Source organism: Acinetobacter sp. WU_MDCI_Abxc222 (assembly GCF_025514755.1).
GTDB classification, from domain to species: Bacteria; Pseudomonadota; Gammaproteobacteria; order Pseudomonadales; family Moraxellaceae; genus Acinetobacter; species Acinetobacter geminorum.
Genome location: NZ_JAHPVG010000001.1, coordinates 345,747 through 364,908 on the forward strand (window position 1 = coordinate 345,747; position 19,162 = coordinate 364,908).

21 protein-coding genes are annotated in these 19,162 nt (G+C 38.0%); 14 read left to right on the plus strand and 7 right to left on the minus strand.

The genetic code is table 11. The annotated features are described in order from the left end of the window. Positions 1–248: 248 nt before the first annotated feature. Positions 249–1,562, plus strand: a complete 1,314-nt coding sequence (locus KTJ10_RS01675; protein WP_262441185.1) for a DcaP family trimeric outer membrane transporter — start codon at positions 249–251, stop codon at positions 1,560–1,562. A gap of 51 nt (positions 1,563–1,613) precedes the next feature. Here the strand turns inward: KTJ10_RS01675 and KTJ10_RS01680 are convergent, their stop codons facing one another. The 5 genes from KTJ10_RS01680 to KTJ10_RS01700 all read right to left on the minus strand — a co-directional run bounded on the left by KTJ10_RS01680 (position 1,614) and on the right by KTJ10_RS01700 (position 6,181). Further along, positions 1,614–2,357: an amino acid ABC transporter ATP-binding protein gene (locus KTJ10_RS01680; protein WP_002114298.1), complete on the minus strand. Its 744-nt coding sequence runs from the start codon at positions 2,355–2,357 to the stop codon at positions 1,614–1,616. 13 nt (positions 2,358–2,370) lie between these two features. Then, complete coding sequence (locus tag KTJ10_RS01685; protein ID WP_016145033.1) at positions 2,371–3,048, minus strand: amino acid ABC transporter permease; 678 nt, start codon at positions 3,046–3,048, stop codon at positions 2,371–2,373. 2 nt (positions 3,049–3,050) lie between these two features. Next, positions 3,051–3,893 carry an amino acid ABC transporter permease gene (locus tag KTJ10_RS01690; RefSeq protein ID WP_002114400.1) on the minus strand — a complete coding sequence of 281 codons (843 nt, stop codon included), beginning with the start codon at positions 3,891–3,893 and terminating at the stop codon, positions 3,051–3,053. 94 nt (positions 3,894–3,987) lie between these two features. After that, positions 3,988–4,881, minus strand: coding sequence for an amino acid ABC transporter substrate-binding protein (locus tag KTJ10_RS01695; protein ID WP_199976676.1), 894 nt, complete (start codon positions 4,879–4,881; stop codon positions 3,988–3,990). A gap of 535 nt (positions 4,882–5,416) precedes the next feature. Continuing rightward, entirely contained in the window at positions 5,417–6,181 is a 765-nt protein-coding gene (locus tag KTJ10_RS01700) for a glutathione S-transferase family protein (RefSeq protein WP_086264519.1), read from the minus strand. A 345-nt stretch (positions 6,182–6,526) separates the two neighbouring features. Between KTJ10_RS01700 and KTJ10_RS01705 the strand changes: the two genes are divergently transcribed. The 8 genes from KTJ10_RS01705 (at position 6,527) to ychF (ending at position 15,009) form a co-directional block, all read left to right on the plus strand. After that, positions 6,527–7,762 carry an SfnB family sulfur acquisition oxidoreductase gene (locus KTJ10_RS01705; RefSeq protein ID WP_262441186.1) on the plus strand — a complete coding sequence of 412 codons (1,236 nt, stop codon included), beginning with the start codon at positions 6,527–6,529 and terminating at the stop codon, positions 7,760–7,762. Between the two features lie 12 nt (positions 7,763–7,774). After that, complete coding sequence (locus KTJ10_RS01710) at positions 7,775–8,998, plus strand: SfnB family sulfur acquisition oxidoreductase (protein WP_262441187.1); 1,224 nt, start codon at positions 7,775–7,777, stop codon at positions 8,996–8,998. Beyond that, on the plus strand, positions 8,998–10,410 hold the full coding sequence (locus KTJ10_RS01715) for an LLM class flavin-dependent oxidoreductase (protein WP_262441188.1): 1,413 nt from the start codon (positions 8,998–9,000) through the stop codon (positions 10,408–10,410). The genes KTJ10_RS01710 and KTJ10_RS01715 overlap by 1 nt, the downstream gene beginning before the upstream one ends. A 14-nt stretch (positions 10,411–10,424) precedes the next feature. Next, the gene (locus KTJ10_RS01720; protein ID WP_032062418.1) at positions 10,425–11,255 is read left to right on the plus strand and encodes a MetQ/NlpA family ABC transporter substrate-binding protein; all 831 of its coding nucleotides are present in this window, start codon (positions 10,425–10,427) and stop codon (positions 11,253–11,255) included. A gap of 13 nt (positions 11,256–11,268) precedes the next feature. Next, entirely contained in the window at positions 11,269–12,102 is an 834-nt protein-coding gene (locus tag KTJ10_RS01725; protein ID WP_133480448.1) for a MetQ/NlpA family ABC transporter substrate-binding protein, read from the plus strand. A gap of 5 nt (positions 12,103–12,107) precedes the next feature. Next, on the plus strand, positions 12,108–13,184 hold the full coding sequence (locus KTJ10_RS01730; protein WP_262441189.1) for a methionine ABC transporter ATP-binding protein: 1,077 nt from the start codon (positions 12,108–12,110) through the stop codon (positions 13,182–13,184). Next, positions 13,165–13,824, plus strand: a complete 660-nt coding sequence (locus tag KTJ10_RS01735; protein WP_262441190.1) for a methionine ABC transporter permease — start codon at positions 13,165–13,167, stop codon at positions 13,822–13,824. The genes KTJ10_RS01730 and KTJ10_RS01735 overlap by 20 nt, the downstream gene beginning before the upstream one ends. Before the next feature lie 93 nt (positions 13,825–13,917). Further along, positions 13,918–15,009 carry a redox-regulated ATPase YchF gene (gene ychF, locus KTJ10_RS01740; RefSeq protein ID WP_262441191.1) on the plus strand — a complete coding sequence of 364 codons (1,092 nt, stop codon included), beginning with the start codon at positions 13,918–13,920 and terminating at the stop codon, positions 15,007–15,009. Between the two features lie 44 nt (positions 15,010–15,053). On the opposite strand, the gene KTJ10_RS01745 is transcribed toward ychF, so the two are convergent. Then, complete coding sequence (locus tag KTJ10_RS01745) at positions 15,054–15,575, minus strand: DUF962 domain-containing protein (RefSeq protein ID WP_262441192.1); 522 nt, start codon at positions 15,573–15,575, stop codon at positions 15,054–15,056. Positions 15,576–15,667: 92 nt separating this feature from the next. On the opposite strand from KTJ10_RS01745, the gene KTJ10_RS01750 reads away from it, so the two are divergent. Then, the gene (locus KTJ10_RS01750; protein ID WP_262441193.1) at positions 15,668–16,375 is read left to right on the plus strand and encodes a Crp/Fnr family transcriptional regulator; all 708 of its coding nucleotides are present in this window, start codon (positions 15,668–15,670) and stop codon (positions 16,373–16,375) included. A gap of 171 nt (positions 16,376–16,546) precedes the next feature. Then, entirely contained in the window at positions 16,547–16,849 is a 303-nt protein-coding gene (locus tag KTJ10_RS01755) for a hypothetical protein (protein WP_262441194.1), read from the plus strand. Between the two features lie 74 nt (positions 16,850–16,923). Here the strand turns inward: KTJ10_RS01755 and KTJ10_RS01760 are convergent, their stop codons facing one another. Then, entirely contained in the window at positions 16,924–17,394 is a 471-nt protein-coding gene (locus tag KTJ10_RS01760) for a hypothetical protein (protein WP_025469827.1), read from the minus strand. Between the two features lie 121 nt (positions 17,395–17,515). Between KTJ10_RS01760 and KTJ10_RS01765 the strand changes: the two genes are divergently transcribed. The 3 genes from KTJ10_RS01765 (at position 17,516) to KTJ10_RS01775 (ending at position 19,102) form a co-directional block, all read left to right on the plus strand. Beyond that, complete coding sequence (locus KTJ10_RS01765; protein ID WP_262441419.1) at positions 17,516–18,238, plus strand: AzlC family ABC transporter permease; 723 nt, start codon at positions 17,516–17,518, stop codon at positions 18,236–18,238. 1 nt (position 18,239) lies between these two features. After that, positions 18,240–18,581 carry an L-valine transporter subunit YgaH gene (gene ygaH, locus KTJ10_RS01770; protein ID WP_238517645.1) on the plus strand — a complete coding sequence of 114 codons (342 nt, stop codon included), beginning with the start codon at positions 18,240–18,242 and terminating at the stop codon, positions 18,579–18,581. A 131-nt stretch (positions 18,582–18,712) separates the two neighbouring features. Then, positions 18,713–19,102, plus strand: a complete 390-nt coding sequence (locus KTJ10_RS01775; protein WP_262441195.1) for a tautomerase family protein — start codon at positions 18,713–18,715, stop codon at positions 19,100–19,102. The last annotated feature ends 60 nt before the right edge of the window (positions 19,103–19,162 follow it).

Below are 19,162 nucleotides of genomic sequence, written 5' to 3' on the forward strand. Positions count from 1 at the left end.
TTTTCTTTTATAGAGCTTAATTCTTTTATGCCTTTTAAACGTGCAAGTAGTGTCAGGGACGGTTCATTTTAGAGAGTCAGTTTATGCTTAAATCTGATTTATCTATTCAGAATCCTTATTCTCACTACCATTTAAGGCTAAAAAGGGAGTAATCATCAAAAATTGACTATTTTTAAAGCTTCGTAAAGTTGGCATCATTTTTGTTATGTATTTGCAGGAAAATTTTTATCCATGTCGGGGGAGTTCCTGTGAATAAGATCAAAACACTAGTGTTAGCAATGAGTTCTTTAGGTGTAATGAGCGTGACGATGCCTGTGCATGCCGCTACAGATGCTGAAGTTAACGCCTTACGTGATGAAGTAAAGGAGTTAAAACAACTCGTTCAGAAACTATCTGATCAACAAAAAACAGCTTTAACTGTCACTGCTCCAGCAACAAGTCCCGCAGTACCTGCCACCCCTACACCACCTGCATCAAAACCAGGTTGGATGGCTATGGTCGATGGACAAACTCAAGTCAAGCTTTATGGTAGTGTTCGCGCAGATGCAACCTATGACTTTAAAGGTTCAAATGGCAGTATTTCAAATGGTGCCAATTATCCACTGAATAAAGATGACCCTAAACAAGACTCACTAAATGTATCTGCAGCAACTTCACGAATTGGCTTAGATATTACTCGTCCAACTCAATATGGAGATTTAACAGGTAAAATTGAAGCCGATTTCATGGGTGGCAATGGAGATAATAGCCATGGTACTTTCCGTGTTCGCCATGCCTATATGTCCTTAGGAAAATGGTTAGCTGGTCAAACAACCTCACCGTTTGTAAACACAGATACCTCACCAGAAACTGTAGATTTTAATGGTGCTATTGGTACAGGCACTACACGGACAGTACAGGTTAGGTACACTCAGCCAATTAATGCACAACAGAAAATATTAGTTGCCTTAGAAGGTGGGGATGTTGAAAAAGCTGGTAATGCTGCCGGTGGAAGCCGTTTTCCTGCTTTAACAGCTCGATATGATTTCAAAACTACGAATAACAAAGGCCTATTACAGTTGCATGGTCTTGCCCATGAAAACCGTGTAGCTCCAAAAGATAGTGCTTCAGAAGAAAAATTTGGTTGGGGTGTCGGTGTTGGTGGTAAATATGATTTAACGCCTCAAGATAGTGTGGTTGCTAATTACTATCATGTTAAAGGTGATGGTCGTTATTTACTTTATAGCAATTCGGCTTATAACTATGACACAACAACACAAGATATTAATTTAGGAGAATTCGATAGCGCAGTAATTGGATATCAACGTAAATGGAGCCCTATTCTACGTTCTACTTTTGCTGTAGGTGGTATTCAATATAAAGATGATAATGTCTATGCAAATAGCAATTTAACCAATACTAGCTATAACAAAGAAATTTATAACGCTTTAGTCAATTTAATCTGGAACCCAGTTAAAAATATTGATTTAGGAGCCGAATATACTTACGGTCAACGTGAAACTTTTGCGGGTGACAAGGGGGATTATTCACGTATCAACCTGCTAGCAAAGTATAGTTTCTAAAAATTAGATATAAAAAAAGAGCCTTTAATGGCTCTTTTTTTATTAGGGTTATTAGTGCATCGCCTGAATTTTTTCTAAGAAAAGTTTAGCACGCTCATGACGAGCTTCTAAATTATCAAAGAATTCATGGGTTGGGCAGTCTTCTAAAATTTTACCTTCATCCATAAAAATTAAACGGTTAGATACTCTTTTAGCAAAGCCCATTTCATGAGTAACACACATCATGGTCATGCCTTCATGTGCGAGCTGTACCATAACTTCAAGAACCTCACCGACCATTTCAGGATCAAGTGCAGAAGTCGGTTCATCAAACAACATACAGATTGGGTCCATAGACAAACCACGTGCAATCGCTACACGTTGCTGCTGACCACCCGATAACTGACCTGGAAATTTATCTTTATGAGCAAGCAAGCCTACACGCTCTAAATATTTCAGACCTTTTGCACGAGCATCTGCAACTGAACGCTTTAACACTTTAACTTGAGCAATCGTCAAATTTTCCAAAACAGTCATGTGCGGAAAAAGCTCAAAGTGCTGAAAGACCATTCCTACTCTTGAACGGAATTTAGCAAGATCTGTTTTTGGATCTTTAAGCGAAATTCCATCAACAATAATGTCACCTTGTTGAAATGGTTCCAAAGCATTTACTGTTTTGATGAGTGTTGATTTTCCTGAACCAGATGGTCCGCAAACAACAACGACATCACCTTTTTCAATACTCGTCGTGCAATCTGTTAAAACTTGAAAATCACCATACCATTTAGAGATATGTTGGATGTCTATCATTGGCATTTAAAATCTCCAATTAGCGAATGATGGCAATTTTTTGCTGTAAGCGTTTGACTAAATGCGACAGCACAAACGAGCTACAGAAATACACTACAGCGACGATTAAATAGAATGTTGCTTTTGTTTCAGGTCCATATGTATTAGCCAATGTATCTGCACGGCCTAAAAAGTCTGGTGCACTAATCACATAAACTAAAGAGATGTCCTGAAATAGAATGATTGTTTGAGTTAACAATACTGGGAGCATATTACGGAAGGCTTGAGGTAATACCACGTAGCGCATTGATTGACCGTAGGTAAAACCTAGCGCATAGCCTGCATGTACCTGACCTTTTGAAATAGACTGAATTCCAGAACGTACAATTTCCGAGAAAAAAGCTGCTTCAAAAATGGCAAAAGTTACAACACTCGAAAACAACGGTCCCCAATAAGTATCAGATTGAAACTCAAATATTTTCGGCAACAAAAAGTAGAAGATAAAGATCACTTGAATCAGTGGAATACCACGAAACAGATCAACATAAAATTTTGCAAAATTACTTGCGATGGCATTGCTAGATAAACGCATCATTGCCAATGGGGTTCCAATTAGGATACCGCCCATCATTGCTAATACCGTTACGGTAAGCGTAAAAATGAAACCTTCTTTGAGTGCCGCGATCACATCAGGGTTTTGTAATAAAGAAAAATCCATGATTACTTCCCTCCTGAACCTAAGCCAGGTACAGCCATTCGTTTCTCAATCCATGCCATCACAAACTTAATGCTATAAGTGATAATCAAATAAACAGGTGTAGAGAGAATAAGAATGATAATGTCCTGAGAAGTTTCTTCACGCATGGTTTTAGTGTAAGCAAAGAAATTCAACACACTCAACGCATATAAAACAGCTGAATTTTTAAAAACGTTCATTGCTTCAGATGTAATCGTTGGCCATACGGTACGATATGCAACCGGTAAAATGACATAACGATAGCTTTGTGCAGTAGTAAAACCCATAGCGGAAGCTGCGAACTTCTGTCCACGAGAAACGGTATTAATTCCGGCACGTATGTGCTCAGATACACGGGCAGCCGTGTAGAGACCTAATGCAAAAACACCAATAACCGCAGGTTGCTGATTTAAAATATTTTTCCACCAACCACCAGCAACTACATCCCCACTACCTGCACTTAAGCTGTCCGGTAAAAACTCGGGAAAAACAAAAGCCCAGAAGAATAGTTGCACAATAAGTGGAATATTACGGAAAATTTCAACGTAACAATTGCCGATAAATGCGAGAGGTTTGTTGGGTAATGTACGAATTACCCCTAGGAGAGAACCTAATAAAAATGCGATAAGAAAGGCTATAATAGCTGTCCAAACCATAGTGAACACGCCTGAACCTAACATTTGTAACCATGTGGGTGCCTCAGCATAAGCATTGTAGCTTGAGCTACCAATAGCTTTACAAACTGATTCTGCCCATGCGGCTTTATCGACACCATATTCATTAGACTCCGCACAGAATATAGTCCAGTTTAGCGAGCCGACTGACATGTTTGCCCCTTAAATTAATATCTTTAGAAAATAGACCACTTGTGCAAATGAATCTTTACACTTACACAAGTAAATTTAGGACAAAAAGATCCAGTTAGATTCCTGCATCTGTTGGGTTAGCTTTTAATTTCTTATAAGATGAACTTTGTTGCATGTTCAAATTCGTATTCTTTGGTGGAATTGGAGATAAGAACCACTTCTTATATAAAGCGTCCATTTGACCAGTTTTCCACAAGTTCTTTACAGTACGGTCTGCAACCGCTTTAAATTTTGGATCATCTTTAGCAAGCATAATTCCATAAGGTTCAGATGAAAGTACTGGACCTACAATTGCAAAAGCTTTAGGTGTAGAAGATTTAGCAATCAAGCCTGCTAAAATATTATCATCCATTACAAATGCAGCAGCACGGCCAGATGCCATCATGGCAAAAGAGTCAGCATGATCCTTACCATAAATATTTTGAACATTAATTGCCTGACCTTTCTCATTCATCTTGATGTATTTGTCAGATGTGGTGCCTTGAGTGGTAACAACAGCTTTACCATTTAAGTCTGCCAAACTTTTAATGCCTGAATTTGCTTTAACAGCCATGCGCACTTCAGTTGCATAGTAGTTAGTTGAGAAACCAACTTGTTGCTGACGTTGTTTAGAGTTTGTAGTAGTACCACATTCCATATCGATATTGCCTGCCAAAAGCTCAGGAATACGTGTTGATGAAGTTACAGCCTTGTACTCAACTTTTAAGCTAGGCATTTTCAGTTCTTTTTTAATGTCATTTGCAAACTGGTTACAGATATCGACTGCATAACCTACTGGTTTACCTGCAACAACATATGAAATTGGATCTGAGGATTCTCGATGACCAATTACGATCTTTCCGGTACTTTTAATTTTAGCTAATGTATCTGCTGCTTGAATTTGAGAAGTAGCGCCAACCGTACAAAGCATAACTGTTGAAATAATGAGAGAGGTTGCAGAACGTTTCATAAGAACTCCTTGATGATCATTCTCTCTATTTATCTATAGAATCATTCATATAGAGCAATAGAGTGATTTTTTATTAAATTGCAATTATCGAGCCAACTTTTCCAAGTCGGATCCATCCATTTGCTTCACTTATTCTATTCAATCTGTTTTGCAGAATTAATATCTTTAAAACTGCTCACATGTTTCTACTTTAATCTATGTTTTAATCTTCTGTCTATTATTAAGCTCATCTAATTACACTTAAATGTGGCAATTATTGATTACAATGTAAACACATGCACAATAAAGTGGCTTAACTTTGGCTAAAAATAGTATTTAGAAAAATTGTATTTTCTAAAAAAATCACAAAAATTAAAGTTATTAGTCATTTAGATAAAATAGAATTTATATTGTAAAAAGTAATTTTGGCAACAAAATAATATAAACAAATGGCTTAATAAAAATCATTTAGAAAATTGATAGTAATGTCTAACATTAATAAAATAACTAGCAGAGATAAAAATAAGCCCCGATTTTCTCAGGGCATTTTATAATTTTAAATTCCGCGCCAATCTACACGCGCATTACGCTCAGTTTGATATATTCTTAAAACATACTGACCTAGAGGTAAATCGAGTAAATTTTGCTGATAGTTATTCCATTCTTCTGAAACACCTTCAGCTTCTTCCCGCTCCCACGGCGTACCCTTTATTTCTAATAAAGGAGCAAGCATAGAACATACAGAAATATCAGCAAGACTTAAGCGATCACCCACCATATAACGTGCCTGATTTTCGATTAAGCAGTTATTTAATTCATTTATGAGCTCATCCATGTGCTGTTTTGACTGGTTCACTAGCTCTTCTTCAAGTTTATAATTCTTCTTTACCAGTGTTTTGAGGAAGGGCTTCGATATTTTTTCAAACTGACGTAAATAGCCTTGTTCACCCATCATAATTTCTAAAGCATGGTCTCCTTGTGCCAACGTATGAGCTAAAGCCCAACGGCGGACATGAATACCCAGCTCATCAGCCAAGCTATCTATTTTTAATGTTTGTTGCCTTAATTGTTCATCACGACGTAACAGTGAATGCTCTGGATAAGTATCATCCAGATAAAGTGCAATTTTAGTCGACTCAGCGATCCATTGATGATCATCTTTCAAAATAGGCAGTAAATTTTGGCCTGTCTTGAGTTGTGCAAAAGCACGATGAAACCCTGGAATTAAGTTATGAGCCACATAATCAAGTTCTTTATGGTCTAACAACCAGCGAGCTTTTTCACAATAATGGGACAAAGGAAACTGATACAAAACCCGCATAAAATCTCCACGTTTATTTTTATTTGACTATTTGTACAAAAATGGTCGATGGTAAGTAGATACTTTAGAAGCTATTTTTAGTTAAAACAATGGATATTGTGCTCATTTTTCACTGACAGTTAGGTCTATATTTTTTATATCTTTTTTTACCGTACTTATAGATGTTTTTCATATTAAAATCTTTTTAGTTATTCATTTTACAAATAAAAATCACAATTTATTGATTTTTAATATATTTCTATATCTAAATTTATCTATTAAAAAGCAAAAAAATTGCTTTGCACTTTATTTCATAAGCTGAGCATAAGTCCTCGTTTAGTGGAAAAATATTTCTTTTGTAAGGTAATGACAGCAATACAAGGTGTCATTATGTCTAATTCTCTATCTAAAACGACGGCGTACGTCCAAATCATTCAAAATGATCAACAAGCCATTAATGCTGCTTATCAAGTGGCTGATTTTGCTTTAGAGGGTCGTAATACACGTGATCAACAACGCTTACTTCCTTATGAGCAAATTGAAAGCTTTAGTCAAAAAGGCTTAGGCGGAATTCGCATTGCAAAAAAATACGGCGGTGCTTTTGTTTCCAATAAAACACTGGCACAAGTTTTCCGTATTCTAAGTAAAGGCGATGCGAATGTTGGTCAGATTCCACAAAATCAGATTAGCTTGTTAAACCTGATTGAAATCATGGGTACAGAACAACAAAAACAATTTATCTTTTCAGAAATATTGGCAGGAAAGCGTCTTGCTAACGGTGGACCAGAACGTAATACCCATGATTCAAAAACCTTAAAAACCACTCTTACTGTTGAAAACGGCAAATATATTTTAAACGGCGAAAAGTTTTATTCGACGGGAACAAGTTTTGCGCATTGGCTTGCAATTAAAGCGATTCATCCCGAAGGCCATGTGGTTTTAGTGATTGTTAACCGAGAGGCTCAAGGTATTGAAGTCATTAATGACTGGAATGGATTTGGGCAACGTACGACAGCGAGCGGTACAGTTAAATTAAATCATGTTGAAGTTAATCCAGAACTCATTTTTGATGAACGCTTATTAACTAAAGCCCCTACTTATCGCGGTGCTTATTCTCAGTTATTACAAGTGGCAATTGATGTAGGGATTGCTGAAGCCGCATTTGACGATACTTTATCGACTATACACAAAGCACGTCCAATTATTGATGCAAATGTTGAAAAAGCCAGCTTTGAACATTACACCCTGCAAGAGGTAGGTAAGTTAAATATTTTGCTCGATGCTGCAATTTTATTATTGGATGAAGCTGCTGAATATTTAGATGAACTTGACCAACTTCAAACTGTGACTGATGAGCAAGTAGCTAAAGCTTCAATTTTGGTTGCTGAAGCGAAAGTCTATGCCAATGATGCTGCCCTACAAATTTCTGAAAAACTACTAGAGCTGGGCGGTAGTCGTTCAAGCTTAAGCCAACATAATTTAGATCAACATTGGCGAAATGCCCGTGTACATACCTTACACGACCCTGTTCGCTGGAAATTACATGCCATTGGCAATTATTACCTTAATGGTCATTTCCCTGCCCGCCATGCTTGGATTTAAGGAGAAATTGTCATGACTTCATATCAATCGGTACAAACCAAACAAACATCGGCATCTGGTCAAGCATATATTATTCAAAATGATGCTGAAGCTTTAGAAATTGCCAAACAATTTGCTGAGCAATTTAAAAAAACTGCTGTTGAACGAGACTCTAAGCGAATTTTACCGTATACCGAAATTGATGCATTGAGCCAGTCTGGACTTTGGGCAATTACAGTACCTAAGCAATATGGCGGTGCCGAAGTTTCAAGTCATACCGTTGCTAAAGTGATTGCTCTTTTAAGCGGTGCAGATGGTTCAATTGGACAAATTCCACAAAACCATTTTTATGCTTTAGAAGTATTGCGCAATACAGGTACAGAAGCTCAAAAACAACGGTTATATGGCGAAGTTTTAAATGGCACTCGCTTTGGTAATGCACTTGCTGAGTTTAAGACCAAAACTTCAACTCATAAGCAAACCAATATCCGTCCACACGAAAATGGCTACCTGATTCAAGGAGAAAAGTTTTACTGCACAGGAAGTTTATTTGCTCACCGTATTCCAACCTTAGTTTTAGACGATACAGGTCGAGAATATCTAGCCTTTGTAAAAAGTGGTTCACAAGGATTGAAACTTGTTGATGACTGGTCTGGCTTTGGGCAAAAAACCACAGGTAGCGGCACGGTTAAATTTGATCAGGTTTTTGTAGATGCAGATGATGTTATTCCTTTTGATACTGCATTTTTGCAACCAACCTTAGTGGGCCCTTTTGCTCAAATCATGCATGCATCGATTGAAGTAGGCATTGCACGTGCAGCCTTTGAAGAAAGTTTGCAAAGAGTGCATCAAGCTCGCCCATGGATTGATTCAAATGTAGAAACAGCCAATCAAGATCCTTTAACGATTTATGAGCTAGGACGCATTGCTGTAGATGTACGAGCAAGTGAAGTTTTATTAAAACAAGCTGCGCAATCAATCGATGCCGCAAAAATTGAGACCACACCTGAAAGTATTGCTAAAGCATCCATCGATGTTGCCAAAGTACGTGCTCATAGTAGTGATACGGCGCTAAAAGCTTCGTCTAAGCTGATTGAACTTGCTGGTAGCCGTGGTAGTCAATCACAAGATGGTCTAGACCGTTTCTGGCGCAATGCGCGTGTGCATACCTTACATGATGCTGCACGATGGAAATATTACTTTATTGGGAACTATGTTCTTAACGGTGTTCTGCCACCTCGACGGGGGACATTGTAATGGCAGATTTCAAAGCAAAAGAGATTTTATTAAACGCCTTTGACATGAACTGTGTTGGACATATCAATCATGGCTTATGGACACATCCACGTGATGAATCACACCGCTTTAATGAACTGAGCTATTGGACAGAACAAGCTAAAACCTTAGAAAGTGGTTTATTTGACGGCTTGTTTATAGCCGATATTACAGGTGTGTATGACGTCTATCAAAATGGTATTGATCTGACTTTAAAAGAGTCCATTCAACTTCCAAGCCATGATCCATCTACACTCATTTCAGCAATGGCGGCAGTCACTGAAAACCTGAGTTTTGGGGTCACTGTGAACTTAAGCTATGAACATCCGTATCAATTTGCACGCCGCTTTGCGAGTCTCGACCATTTAACACAAGGTCGTATTGGCTGGAATATCGTGACGGGTTATTTAGATAGTGCCGAACGCTTGATTGGTCAAAAAGGTTTAAAAGACCACGATGCCCGCTATGAACAAGCCGAAGAGTTTTTAGAACTCTGCTACAAATATTGGGAAGCTTCATGGGAAAACGACGCCGTTAAAAAAGATAAAGCACGACGTGTTTTTACAGACCCGTCTAAAGTTCACACCATTCACCACCACGGAAAATATTACCAAAGTGAAGGTGTGTTTCAGGTGTCTCCTTCTGTACAACGCACCCCGACACTGTTTCAAGCAGGTGCTTCCCCCAAAGGTATGCAGTTTGCGACGCGTCATGCTGAGTGTGTATTTATTGGCGGCGACAAACCCGAAAAAATACGAGAACAAGTGAAAAAGATTCGTGCTCTTGCAGAACAGCAAGGCCGTTCAGCGGATGACATTAAAGTCTTCGTTGGCATCACCGTTGTTGTTGCCGAAACACATGATCTCGCTGTACACAAACTTAATGAATATCGTCAATATGCAAGTCCTGAAGCTGGCCTCGCGCATTATGCAAGTTCAACAGGCATTGACTTAAGTAAATTTGCCGACGATGAAGCGATTCCTTACCAAAAAAGTAACAGTATTGTTTCGATTACCGAAAAATTTAAAGAGCAACAAATCACGAAAAATGACTTAAAAGCTCAGCATGTTTTGGGTGGTCGTTATCCACTCATTGTAGGTAGTGGCGAAGAAGTTTCTGAATACCTAATTCATCTTTTAGATGAAACAGATATTGATGGCTTTAATTTGACACGTACTGTTGCACCTGAGTCTCACCACGACTTTATTCGCTTGGTCATTCCTGAGCTACAACAACGTGGTCGCTATAAAACTGCATATAAAGCGGGTTCATTACGGAACAAAATTTTTAATCGGGGTGACCAATTACCAGAACAACACCCTGTTCAAGCGTTCCGATGTAGTCCCTATAACAACAGCAAAAACTTAACAACAATTGAAGAAATAACCGCCTAAATTTGGAGATAGACATGGCTCAAACAGCCTCAAAAAAATGGCTAGGCATAGGCTTAGTCGTTGTAGTCCTTATTATTGCTTTATTCTTTTGGAATAAACATCGTCAAAGTGGCTCAAATGAACTTGTGATTGGGATTAGTCCTCCATTTGCAAAAACTTTACAAGCTGCTGCCGATGAAGCAAAGAAACAGGGTTTAAATGTAAAACTAGTCGAATTTTCTGACTGGAATACACCAAACATTACTTTAAATCATGGGGATATTGATGCGAACTTTTTCCAGCACCAACCTTTCTTAGACAATGCAATTAAAGAAACAGGCTTTAAATTAAAGGCATTTGCAGTGGGTGCAGCATCACATGTGGGACTTTATTCAAAGAAGTACAAAAGCTTAGATGAATTGCCACAAAACGCACGCGTAGTCATTCCAAATGATCCAGTAAACCAAGGTCGTGCCCTACTACTTTTACAGCAAGCTAAATTAATTACGCTTAAAGATTCAAACAATCATTTATCTGCACTTAAAGATGTAGTTTCAAACCCTAAAAATTTGCAATTCGTAGAGGTTGAAGGACCACAAACTGCTCGTGCAATTGATGATGTTGACTTGGCTTTTGGCTATCCACATTACTTGCGCTTAGCAAAAACAGCTGACCCTGAAAGTGCACTTTTACTTGATGACAATACCAATAAACGTTATGCAATTTTGTTTGTAGTGCGTGATGACTACCAAGATAAGGGCGACAAATTAAAGAAATTTGTTGAGATCTATCAAAACTCACCAAAAGTTAAAGCTGTGTTAGATGCTGAGATTGGGCCAACACTTTGGTTCCCTGGCTGGAAGTAATAACGGAAAGATTATGGCAATTCAGTTCAAACAGCATAAGCATTGGTTACTCGGAATTACGATTTTAATCATAGTTCTGGGCCTCATCGGTTACCGTTATATTAAAAATAAAGAAGCCGATGATGTTTTAACGATTGGCATTAGCCCACCTTATGCTGAGCTACTACAAAGCGTGGCCAATGAAGTAGAAAAGCAAGGCGTTCATGTCAAACTCGTTGAATTTTCTGATTGGCGAGCACCCAATGTTGCCGTACAAAACGGTGATATTGATGCAAACTTTTTCCAGCAAAGCGTATTTCTACGTAATGCTGTTAAAGAAACGGGTTATGACTTACACGCATTTGGTGTGGGTTCAGGAAGTCATGTAGGTTTATATTCAAAAAAATATAAATCACTTGAAGACTTACCGTCAAAAGCACGTGTGGCTATTCCAAATGATCCGGTTAACTTAGCCCGTGCTTTAATTTTATTACATCGCGCTGGCTTAATTCAGCTTAAAGACATTAATAATGAACTTTCAACCACTCAAGACATTATTGCTAATCCCAAACAGCTGAGCTTCGTTGAAGTTGAAGGCCCCCAAACAGCACATGCATATAATGATGTCGATTTAATTTTCGGCTTCCCCCACTACCTAAAAATGGCAAAGGTAACCGACCCACATAGCGCATTATTTTTAGATCCAATCGATAAAAAATATGCAATTTTGTTTGTGACTCGTCGCGATTACCAAGATAAAAACCAAAAACTTGCAACCTTTGTTAAAGCATTCCAGAACTCAAAACAAGCACAAGACATTCTGGATAAAGACTTTGGCCAAGGGATGTGGTTTCAAGGCTGGAAATAAGGAGAATGACAATGGTGAGTTTTGGATCACAAGTTGATTTTTCTCTACCTCATATCAAAATTCGCGGTTTAAATAAGTTTTACCAATCGCAAGGTCAAAAACTGCATGCTTTAAAAGAGATTAACCTTGATATTCCTCAAGGTAAGATTTTAGGCATTATTGGTAAAAGTGGTGCGGGAAAATCTTCCCTACTCCGCACTTTAAATGGCTTAGAACAAGTGAATACAGGCAGCATTCATATTCATCAACAAAACATTGCTGAATTGAGCCATGCTGAACTCATTCAAACCCGTCAACGAATTGGAATGATTTTTCAACATTTCAATTTAATGTCTGCAAAAACAGTTTGGGAAAATGTGGCATTGCCCTTAAAAGTTTCCAATTACAACAAAGCAGATATCGATCAACGTGTAAATGAAGTTCTGGCACTCGTAGGTCTTGCAGATAAGTCTGGTCATTATCCATCACAACTTTCAGGCGGACAAAAGCAACGTGTCGGTATTGCACGTGCACTTGTTCACCACCCAGAAATTTTACTTTGTGATGAAGCCACCTCGGCACTTGACCCTGAAAGTACCGCCACTATTTTGGCTTTACTTAAAAAGATTAATCAGGAACTGGGTCTAACGATTGTACTCATCACTCATGAAATGCAGGTCATTCGAGAAATTTGTGATCAAGTGGTGGTGATTGATCAAGGTGAGATAGTAGAGGCTGGACAAGTCTGGTCTGTATTTTCACGACCAGAGCAACAAATTACTCAGGAATTGTTGAACCTTGAGCAGATCACTCCGCCTTTTAAAATCACTCCTCTACCCGATGAAAATTCGACACATATTATTGTAAAACTGAAATATGAGGCTGAAGCACATCAGGTTCCCGATATTCAAGAATTACTTGCCAAATTTAAAGCGCCCGTCAATTTATATCAAAGTCAGGTCGATACCATTCAAGGGCATATTATTGGTTCACTTTTAGTTGGTATTCCTAACGTAGAAATTGATATTTCATCTATACGACAAGATGCATTAACTGCAATTGCACAATTTGAGGTACTTGGCTATGCACGACCAGCTCATTGATTTATTAATTACTGGAACTATAGATACCTTGCTCATGGTAGGTGCATCTGCGTTTATTGCTTTTTTAATTGGCTTACCTATTGCTGTTGTTTTAGTTAGCACTTCTGAGCATGGCATTCATCCGTCACAAAAGATTAATCAGGCTTTGGGTTGGGTCATTAATATTACTCGTTCTGTGCCCTTTCTTATTTTAATGGTCGCACTTATTCCGCTTACTCGCTGGATTGTAGGTACAAGTTATGGCGTTTGGGCAGCCGTTGTTCCATTGACGATTGCGGCAATTCCCTTTTTTGCTCGTATTGCAGAAGTCAGCTTACGTGAAGTCGACCAAGGCTTAATTGAAGCTGCTCAAGCCATGGGTTGTAACCGTAAACAAATTATTTGGCATGTGCTTTTACCAGAGGCTTTGCCGGGTATTGTGGCAGGCTTTACCGTGACTATTGTGACTATGATTAACTCTTCTGCAATTGCCGGTGCTATCGGTGCAGGTGGATTAGGAGACATTGCTTATCGTTATGGTTATCAACGTTTTGATATGCAAATTATGGTGGCTGTCATTTTAGTCTTAATTGTTTTAGTCATGTTGGTACAAGCGACTGGCGATGCATTAGCCCAGCAACTTGATAAACGTAAAGTTTAAACGCAATACAACCCTGCTCTAGCCATGACTTTGTCATGGCTTTCATGTAAAATCAGCGACAATTTTTAATTTACACATTTGTGAGTGGTTTTCATGGGTTTTAATTGCGGTATTGTTGGTCTGCCAAACGTAGGGAAATCTACCCTTTTCAATGCATTAACGAAAGCAGCGATTGCAGCGGAAAACTTCCCTTTCTGTACCATTGAACCAAACACAGGTATTGTTCCTGTACCAGATCCACGTTTAGACAAACTTGCTGCGATTGTTAAACCACAGCGTATTTTGCCAACTACAATGGAATTTGTAGACATTGCTGGTCTTGTTGCTGGTGCGTCAAAAGGTGAAGGCTTAGGTAACCAATTCCTTGCTAACATTCGTGAAACTGATGCAATCGCTCATGTTGTACGTTGTTTCGAAGACGAAAACGTGATTCACGTAAATGGTAAAATTGATCCATTAGACGACATCGCAACTATCAATACTGAACTTGCACTTGCCGATCTTGAAACTGTTGCAAAAGCAATTTTACGTTTAACTAAAGTTGCTAAAGGCGGTGATAAAGAAGCTGTAGCAACTAAAGCAGTTTTAGAAAAAATCCAACCGTTACTTGACGAAGGTAAACCAGCGCGTGCAGCTGATTTATCTGATGACGAACGCAAATTAGTTCGTGGTTTTGGTTTAATGACTTTAAAACCAACTATGTATATTGCAAACGTTGCAGAAGATGGTTTTGAAAACAACCCACACTTAGACTCAGTTAAAAAACTTGCTGCTGAGGAAAACGCAATTGTTGTTCCTCTTTGCAACCAAATCGAAGCTGAAATTTCATTATTAGAAGATGAAGATCGTGCTGAGTTTTTAGAAGCAATGGGCATGGAAGAACCAGGTTTAAATGTGGTTATTCGTGCAGGTTATGCGCTTTTAGGTTTACAGACTTATTTCACTGCTGGTGTACAAGAAGTTCGTGCATGGACAGTAAAAGTTGGCGCAACCGCTCCTCAAGCTGCTGGTGTGATTCATACCGACTTCGAAAAAGGCTTCATCCGTGCTGAAGTTGTTGCATATGATGACTTCGTACAATACAACGGTGAAAACGGCGCTAAAGAAGCTGGTAAATGGCGTTTAGAAGGTAAAACTTACGTTGTTCAAGACGGCGATGTAATGCACTTCCGTTTTAACGTTTAAGTTAAAGCTAAAAAAGCCCCAATATGTTGGGGCTTTTTTTATATTTAATGACTTAAATCCATCATCTCTCGTTTACTACGCGCCTCTTGTAAAATACGCTCATGCAGTGACTTTCTAAAACCTAGCATAAATATAAATTCTGCCAATACAAATAATGGTCCTATCGCAAGTCCTATCACATCATCAACAAAAGCAGGTTTTTTCTTTTCAAAATAATGTCCCACAAACTGAAAGACCCAACCCACCACAAAGAAACCAATACTCACAGCCAACCATTCTCCAAAAGATAACTGTGCAATTTGGCTCGCCAGTGGATACAAAGCAGCTAAAATAACGAGCATGAGCAAGCCAAATACTTTATCTAAAATAAAATAATAGATCGTACTAGCTGCAATCAGGACTATAGCTAAAGTCAGTTTAAAACTACCAATATCGATGCCAGCTCTTGCGGTTAAACTTAAAATTGAAAACACGATAAGCGGAATACCAATAAAATGCGTCAAAATATTTTTATGATTTAAATGATAAGCCGCATATTTGCTAAGCTGTTGCTCCAGATTTAACATGAGTTATTCCCTATTCATCAACATATAGTCATACTGTACAAATAAGGAAAACTTAAAGTTGTCAGCTATTTGACAAAGTAAAGAATTTTTTCATGGATGACCGAATTTTGGATCTAATTTATATTAACCGACTAAAAGAGAACACTTGGTTTAATGTGCTTCCAGAAACATTCCAAAATTTTATTTTAGAACATGGCAAGCAAATTATTTTTGATAAAAATAGCTACGTTTTCCACGCTCAAGATCTATTTGATGGCATTTATACTGTGCTTGAAGGCTCGATTAGCTTGGGTTATGTCGATGTAAATGGTAATGAAGCTCTTTCTGCTATTGCTGAGCCAATCATGTGGTTTGGTGAAATATCGTTGATTGATCATGAACCGCGCTCACACGATGCCATTGCCTTGAAAAAAAGTACAGTTCTACATATTCCTGCAAAACCATTAAATGATCTACTCAAGGACAATCCATATTATTGGTATTTTTTCGCACGTTTAACCAGTCAAAAACTCAGGTATGTTTTCTTAGAACAGATTGCTATCCAAACACGTAGTATTTCTCAACGGCTAGCTCAACGTCTTCTGTTCATTTTAGAGGGATACGGCAACCATATTCTTATTCAAGATCATCAAATTCATATTTCTCAAGAACAGTTGGCAAATATGCTGACCACATCTAGACAGACGATCAATCATGAGCTGAGCCTGCTCGAAAAACAGAAAATCATCAAAATTGCTTTTAGAAAAATTGAGATTCTAGATATTGAGAAATTGAAAGTAGTTGCTCAAGCACAATGCTAATTTTTTAAAAGCGGCTAAATAATAAAAACTTAAAATTAAATTAAAAAATTAGATAACACTGCAAAACAAAACATTGTTCAAACTCTATTTCCACAAAATAAATGTGTTAAAGCAGATATTTTCACCCTACACTCAAGCTGAGCAATAATACTCAACAAGGCACTGATTAACATGAAAAAATTATCAACAATTCTTACAGCAGGCGTATTGGCTATGTTAAGTGTTTCGGCATTTGCATGTCCAAAAGGAACTCAACTACAAGGTGGTACAGGACCGAATCACAAAGGTGGAAAATGTGTAGCGGTACATGGAAAAACTACAGCCCAAAAAGCCAAGAAAGAGGTAACTAAAACTAAACAGGATGCAATGACCAGCGCGACACATGCTCAACATGAATCACAGCAAATGACTCATCAAATGAAACAAGATGCTCTGAAAACTGCCAACACCGCTAAAGCTGCCACAAAACCGTAATTCACATTCACTCAATATCGTTTAAAAGCAAAAAAAGCGAGATTGATCATCTCGCTTTTTTATATTCATTAGTTTTATTTTGGCGAAGTATTTCCAAGATTTGGCGTATCGATCGCATCCTTACATTGAGCCTTATCTCGCTCATAGTCCGCTTGTTTTTGGGCAACTGAACTATTGTTTTCTAGTGTTTCGCGTGCCCATATATCTAAACTTGTCAAGGCCTTACGGCAAAGCGCATATTTTCCTTCAGTGACCGAATCTGTCATTTTTACATTAATGCGCCAGTCTGTACTCAATTGGCGTAAAGGTTTACGAACTTTGTCATCAATTTGGCTGAGTTGTTTTTCATAAACTAAATGCTCAACCGTGTTAATCAATGTCCATGCTTTTTGAGCATAAACAGTTGCATCATTGGTTAGTTTCGGTGCTGGCTTAATTTCTACTTTTTTTTCTGCACCCTGATTACCATTATCACAGCCCTGCAATGTAAAAATACCTGCACTTATCATGGCGATATAAACTAAACGAATCTTTGCCTTGAACATATCAAACTGCCGATTAAACATTTCGGCACTATGCTATTAAATTCGGCTACAATACTCAATCTTTCAAGTATTTTTATCATTTGGTTTATTGCCAAGGTGTATTGTGTCCGAACAACAATTGATGCCTGCCCAAACAGCAACTTTTTGGCAAGGCGCCAAAGATAGCCAAGCTATCGTACTCACCTATTTACCCGTTTCTTTTGCCTTTGGCGTTTCAGCATCTCAGTTTGGTTTTACACCATGGGAAGCTTTTTTTCTATCTTGTTCAATGTATGCCGGCGCTAGCCAATTTTTGGTTGTTGCGCTTTTAGCTAGCGGTTCATCCATTTGGCTAACAGCATTAACAGTCATTGCACTAGATATTCGCCATGTCCTTTATGGACCTGCTCTATACAACCTGATTCCAAACAAATTAAATCTTAAGAAAACGGCAGTATGGGCTTGGGGCTTAACGGATGAAGTTTTTGCCAGTGGAATGATCCAACTTTCACAGCGCAGACAACAATGGTCCGAGTCTTGGATGCTTGGCCTAAGTCTATTTAGTTGGATGGCTTGGGCAAGTGGCTCTTTGTTAGGTGGATTATTCGCCGATCAAGTTGCTCATTTACCAAAGTTTTTACAAGCAGCTTTAGACTTCTTATTACCTGCTTTATTTTTAAGTTTTTTATTAGCGGCATTTGAACGAAAGCATAGCCTTGTTGTTGCTGTATCGTTAGTAGTTTCAGCTTTGGCATGTTATTGGATTAACTTATCAGCCGCTATCTTTATTGGTATTTTTTCAGGCATTTTAGCTGGTCTATTTAAACATTATGTGCTGAAACAGCATGATGAGGTTGATGCTTAATATGAACCTAGAAATTATTCTGGTCGGCATTATTGTGGGTATAGCCAATTTTGCTTCACGCTTTGGACCTTTTTTCGTAATACAAAAACTACAGGGCAACCAACAAAGACGCGGCTCAATCTGGATCAAAATTGCCTTAGGGAGTATTGGAATATCTGCAATTAGTGCCATGCTTGTAGTTGCTACCCTTCCACCTCTCCTTGAAACTCCCAATAAGAGTTTCGCAATGCTTATCGGTTTTTTAGTTTTAGCAGGTCTTTATTTTAAATTTAAGAAAATCGTACCAGCAACTTTAACTGCCGCAATTATTTATGGTCTTATCTATACTTATTTACCTTTATAAATAGATAAACTTATCTTCCTTATATAAAATAAAATCTGGCCAGAGGCGTTTAAGATTGAAACTTCTGGCTTGGAAAATTTAATTTTTGAATTGATTAAAAAGATAACCTTAGCTACTTAATAGAGATAAAAATGTCACAAGTTAAAATTTATGCAAATGAACAAACCATTATGCAGTACCGAGAATTACTTTCTCATGCAATCCATCAAGCGCTTATTGAAGAATTGAAATATCCTGTTGAGAAAAGATTTCAACGTTTTATTAGCCTTAAACCAGGAAATTTCATTTACCCTTCTGACAGAAGCCAGCATTACATTATTATTGAACTTTCAATGTTTGCAGGCCGCAGTCCAGCCACTAAAAAGCAGCTTATTCAAACCTTATTCCGTAATATTCAAGAACAATGTAGGATTTCTCCACAAGATATTGAAATTACTATTTTTGAAACACCAAAAGAAAATTGGGGCATCCGTGGTAAAAATGCGGATGAATTGCTTTTAAACTATCAGGTTAATATCTAAAAACCACTTTTTTAATTGTCCGACAAAATTACTTTTTTTATGCATGATAAGGCTTAACTC

Bases quoted from the DNA above. Each gene is read 5' to 3' on its own strand.
- KTJ10_RS01700 (WP_086264519.1), bottom strand. From the start codon at position 6,181: ATGCGGGTTTTGTATCAGTTTCCTTTGTCCCATTATTGTGAAAAAGCT.
- KTJ10_RS01680 (WP_002114298.1), bottom strand. From the start codon at position 2,357: ATGCCAATGATAGACATCCAACATATCTCTAAATGGTATGGTGATTTT.
- ychF (WP_262441191.1), top strand. From the start codon at position 13,918: ATGGGTTTTAATTGCGGTATTGTTGGTCTGCCAAACGTAGGGAAATCT.
- KTJ10_RS01750 (WP_262441193.1), top strand. From the start codon at position 15,668: ATGGATGACCGAATTTTGGATCTAATTTATATTAACCGACTAAAAGAG.
- KTJ10_RS01775 (WP_262441195.1), top strand. From the start codon at position 18,713: ATGTCACAAGTTAAAATTTATGCAAATGAACAAACCATTATGCAGTAC.
- KTJ10_RS01705 (WP_262441186.1), top strand. From the start codon at position 6,527: ATGACAGCAATACAAGGTGTCATTATGTCTAATTCTCTATCTAAAACG.
- KTJ10_RS01725 (WP_133480448.1), top strand. From the start codon at position 11,269: ATGGCAATTCAGTTCAAACAGCATAAGCATTGGTTACTCGGAATTACG.
- KTJ10_RS01715 (WP_262441188.1), top strand. From the start codon at position 8,998: ATGGCAGATTTCAAAGCAAAAGAGATTTTATTAAACGCCTTTGACATG.
- KTJ10_RS01690 (WP_002114400.1), bottom strand. From the start codon at position 3,893: ATGTCAGTCGGCTCGCTAAACTGGACTATATTCTGTGCGGAGTCTAAT.
- KTJ10_RS01720 (WP_032062418.1), top strand. From the start codon at position 10,425: ATGGCTCAAACAGCCTCAAAAAAATGGCTAGGCATAGGCTTAGTCGTT.
- KTJ10_RS01745 (WP_262441192.1), bottom strand. From the start codon at position 15,575: ATGTTAAATCTGGAGCAACAGCTTAGCAAATATGCGGCTTATCATTTA.
- KTJ10_RS01755 (WP_262441194.1), top strand. From the start codon at position 16,547: ATGAAAAAATTATCAACAATTCTTACAGCAGGCGTATTGGCTATGTTA.
- KTJ10_RS01710 (WP_262441187.1), top strand. From the start codon at position 7,775: ATGACTTCATATCAATCGGTACAAACCAAACAAACATCGGCATCTGGT.
- KTJ10_RS01730 (WP_262441189.1), top strand. From the start codon at position 12,108: ATGACAATGGTGAGTTTTGGATCACAAGTTGATTTTTCTCTACCTCAT.
- KTJ10_RS01765 (WP_262441419.1), top strand. From the start codon at position 17,516: ATGCCTGCCCAAACAGCAACTTTTTGGCAAGGCGCCAAAGATAGCCAA.
- KTJ10_RS01760 (WP_025469827.1), bottom strand. From the start codon at position 17,394: ATGTTCAAGGCAAAGATTCGTTTAGTTTATATCGCCATGATAAGTGCA.
- KTJ10_RS01695 (WP_199976676.1), bottom strand. From the start codon at position 4,881: ATGAAACGTTCTGCAACCTCTCTCATTATTTCAACAGTTATGCTTTGT.
- KTJ10_RS01685 (WP_016145033.1), bottom strand. From the start codon at position 3,048: ATGGATTTTTCTTTATTACAAAACCCTGATGTGATCGCGGCACTCAAA.
- KTJ10_RS01735 (WP_262441190.1), top strand. From the start codon at position 13,165: ATGCACGACCAGCTCATTGATTTATTAATTACTGGAACTATAGATACC.
- ygaH (WP_238517645.1), top strand. From the start codon at position 18,240: ATGAACCTAGAAATTATTCTGGTCGGCATTATTGTGGGTATAGCCAAT.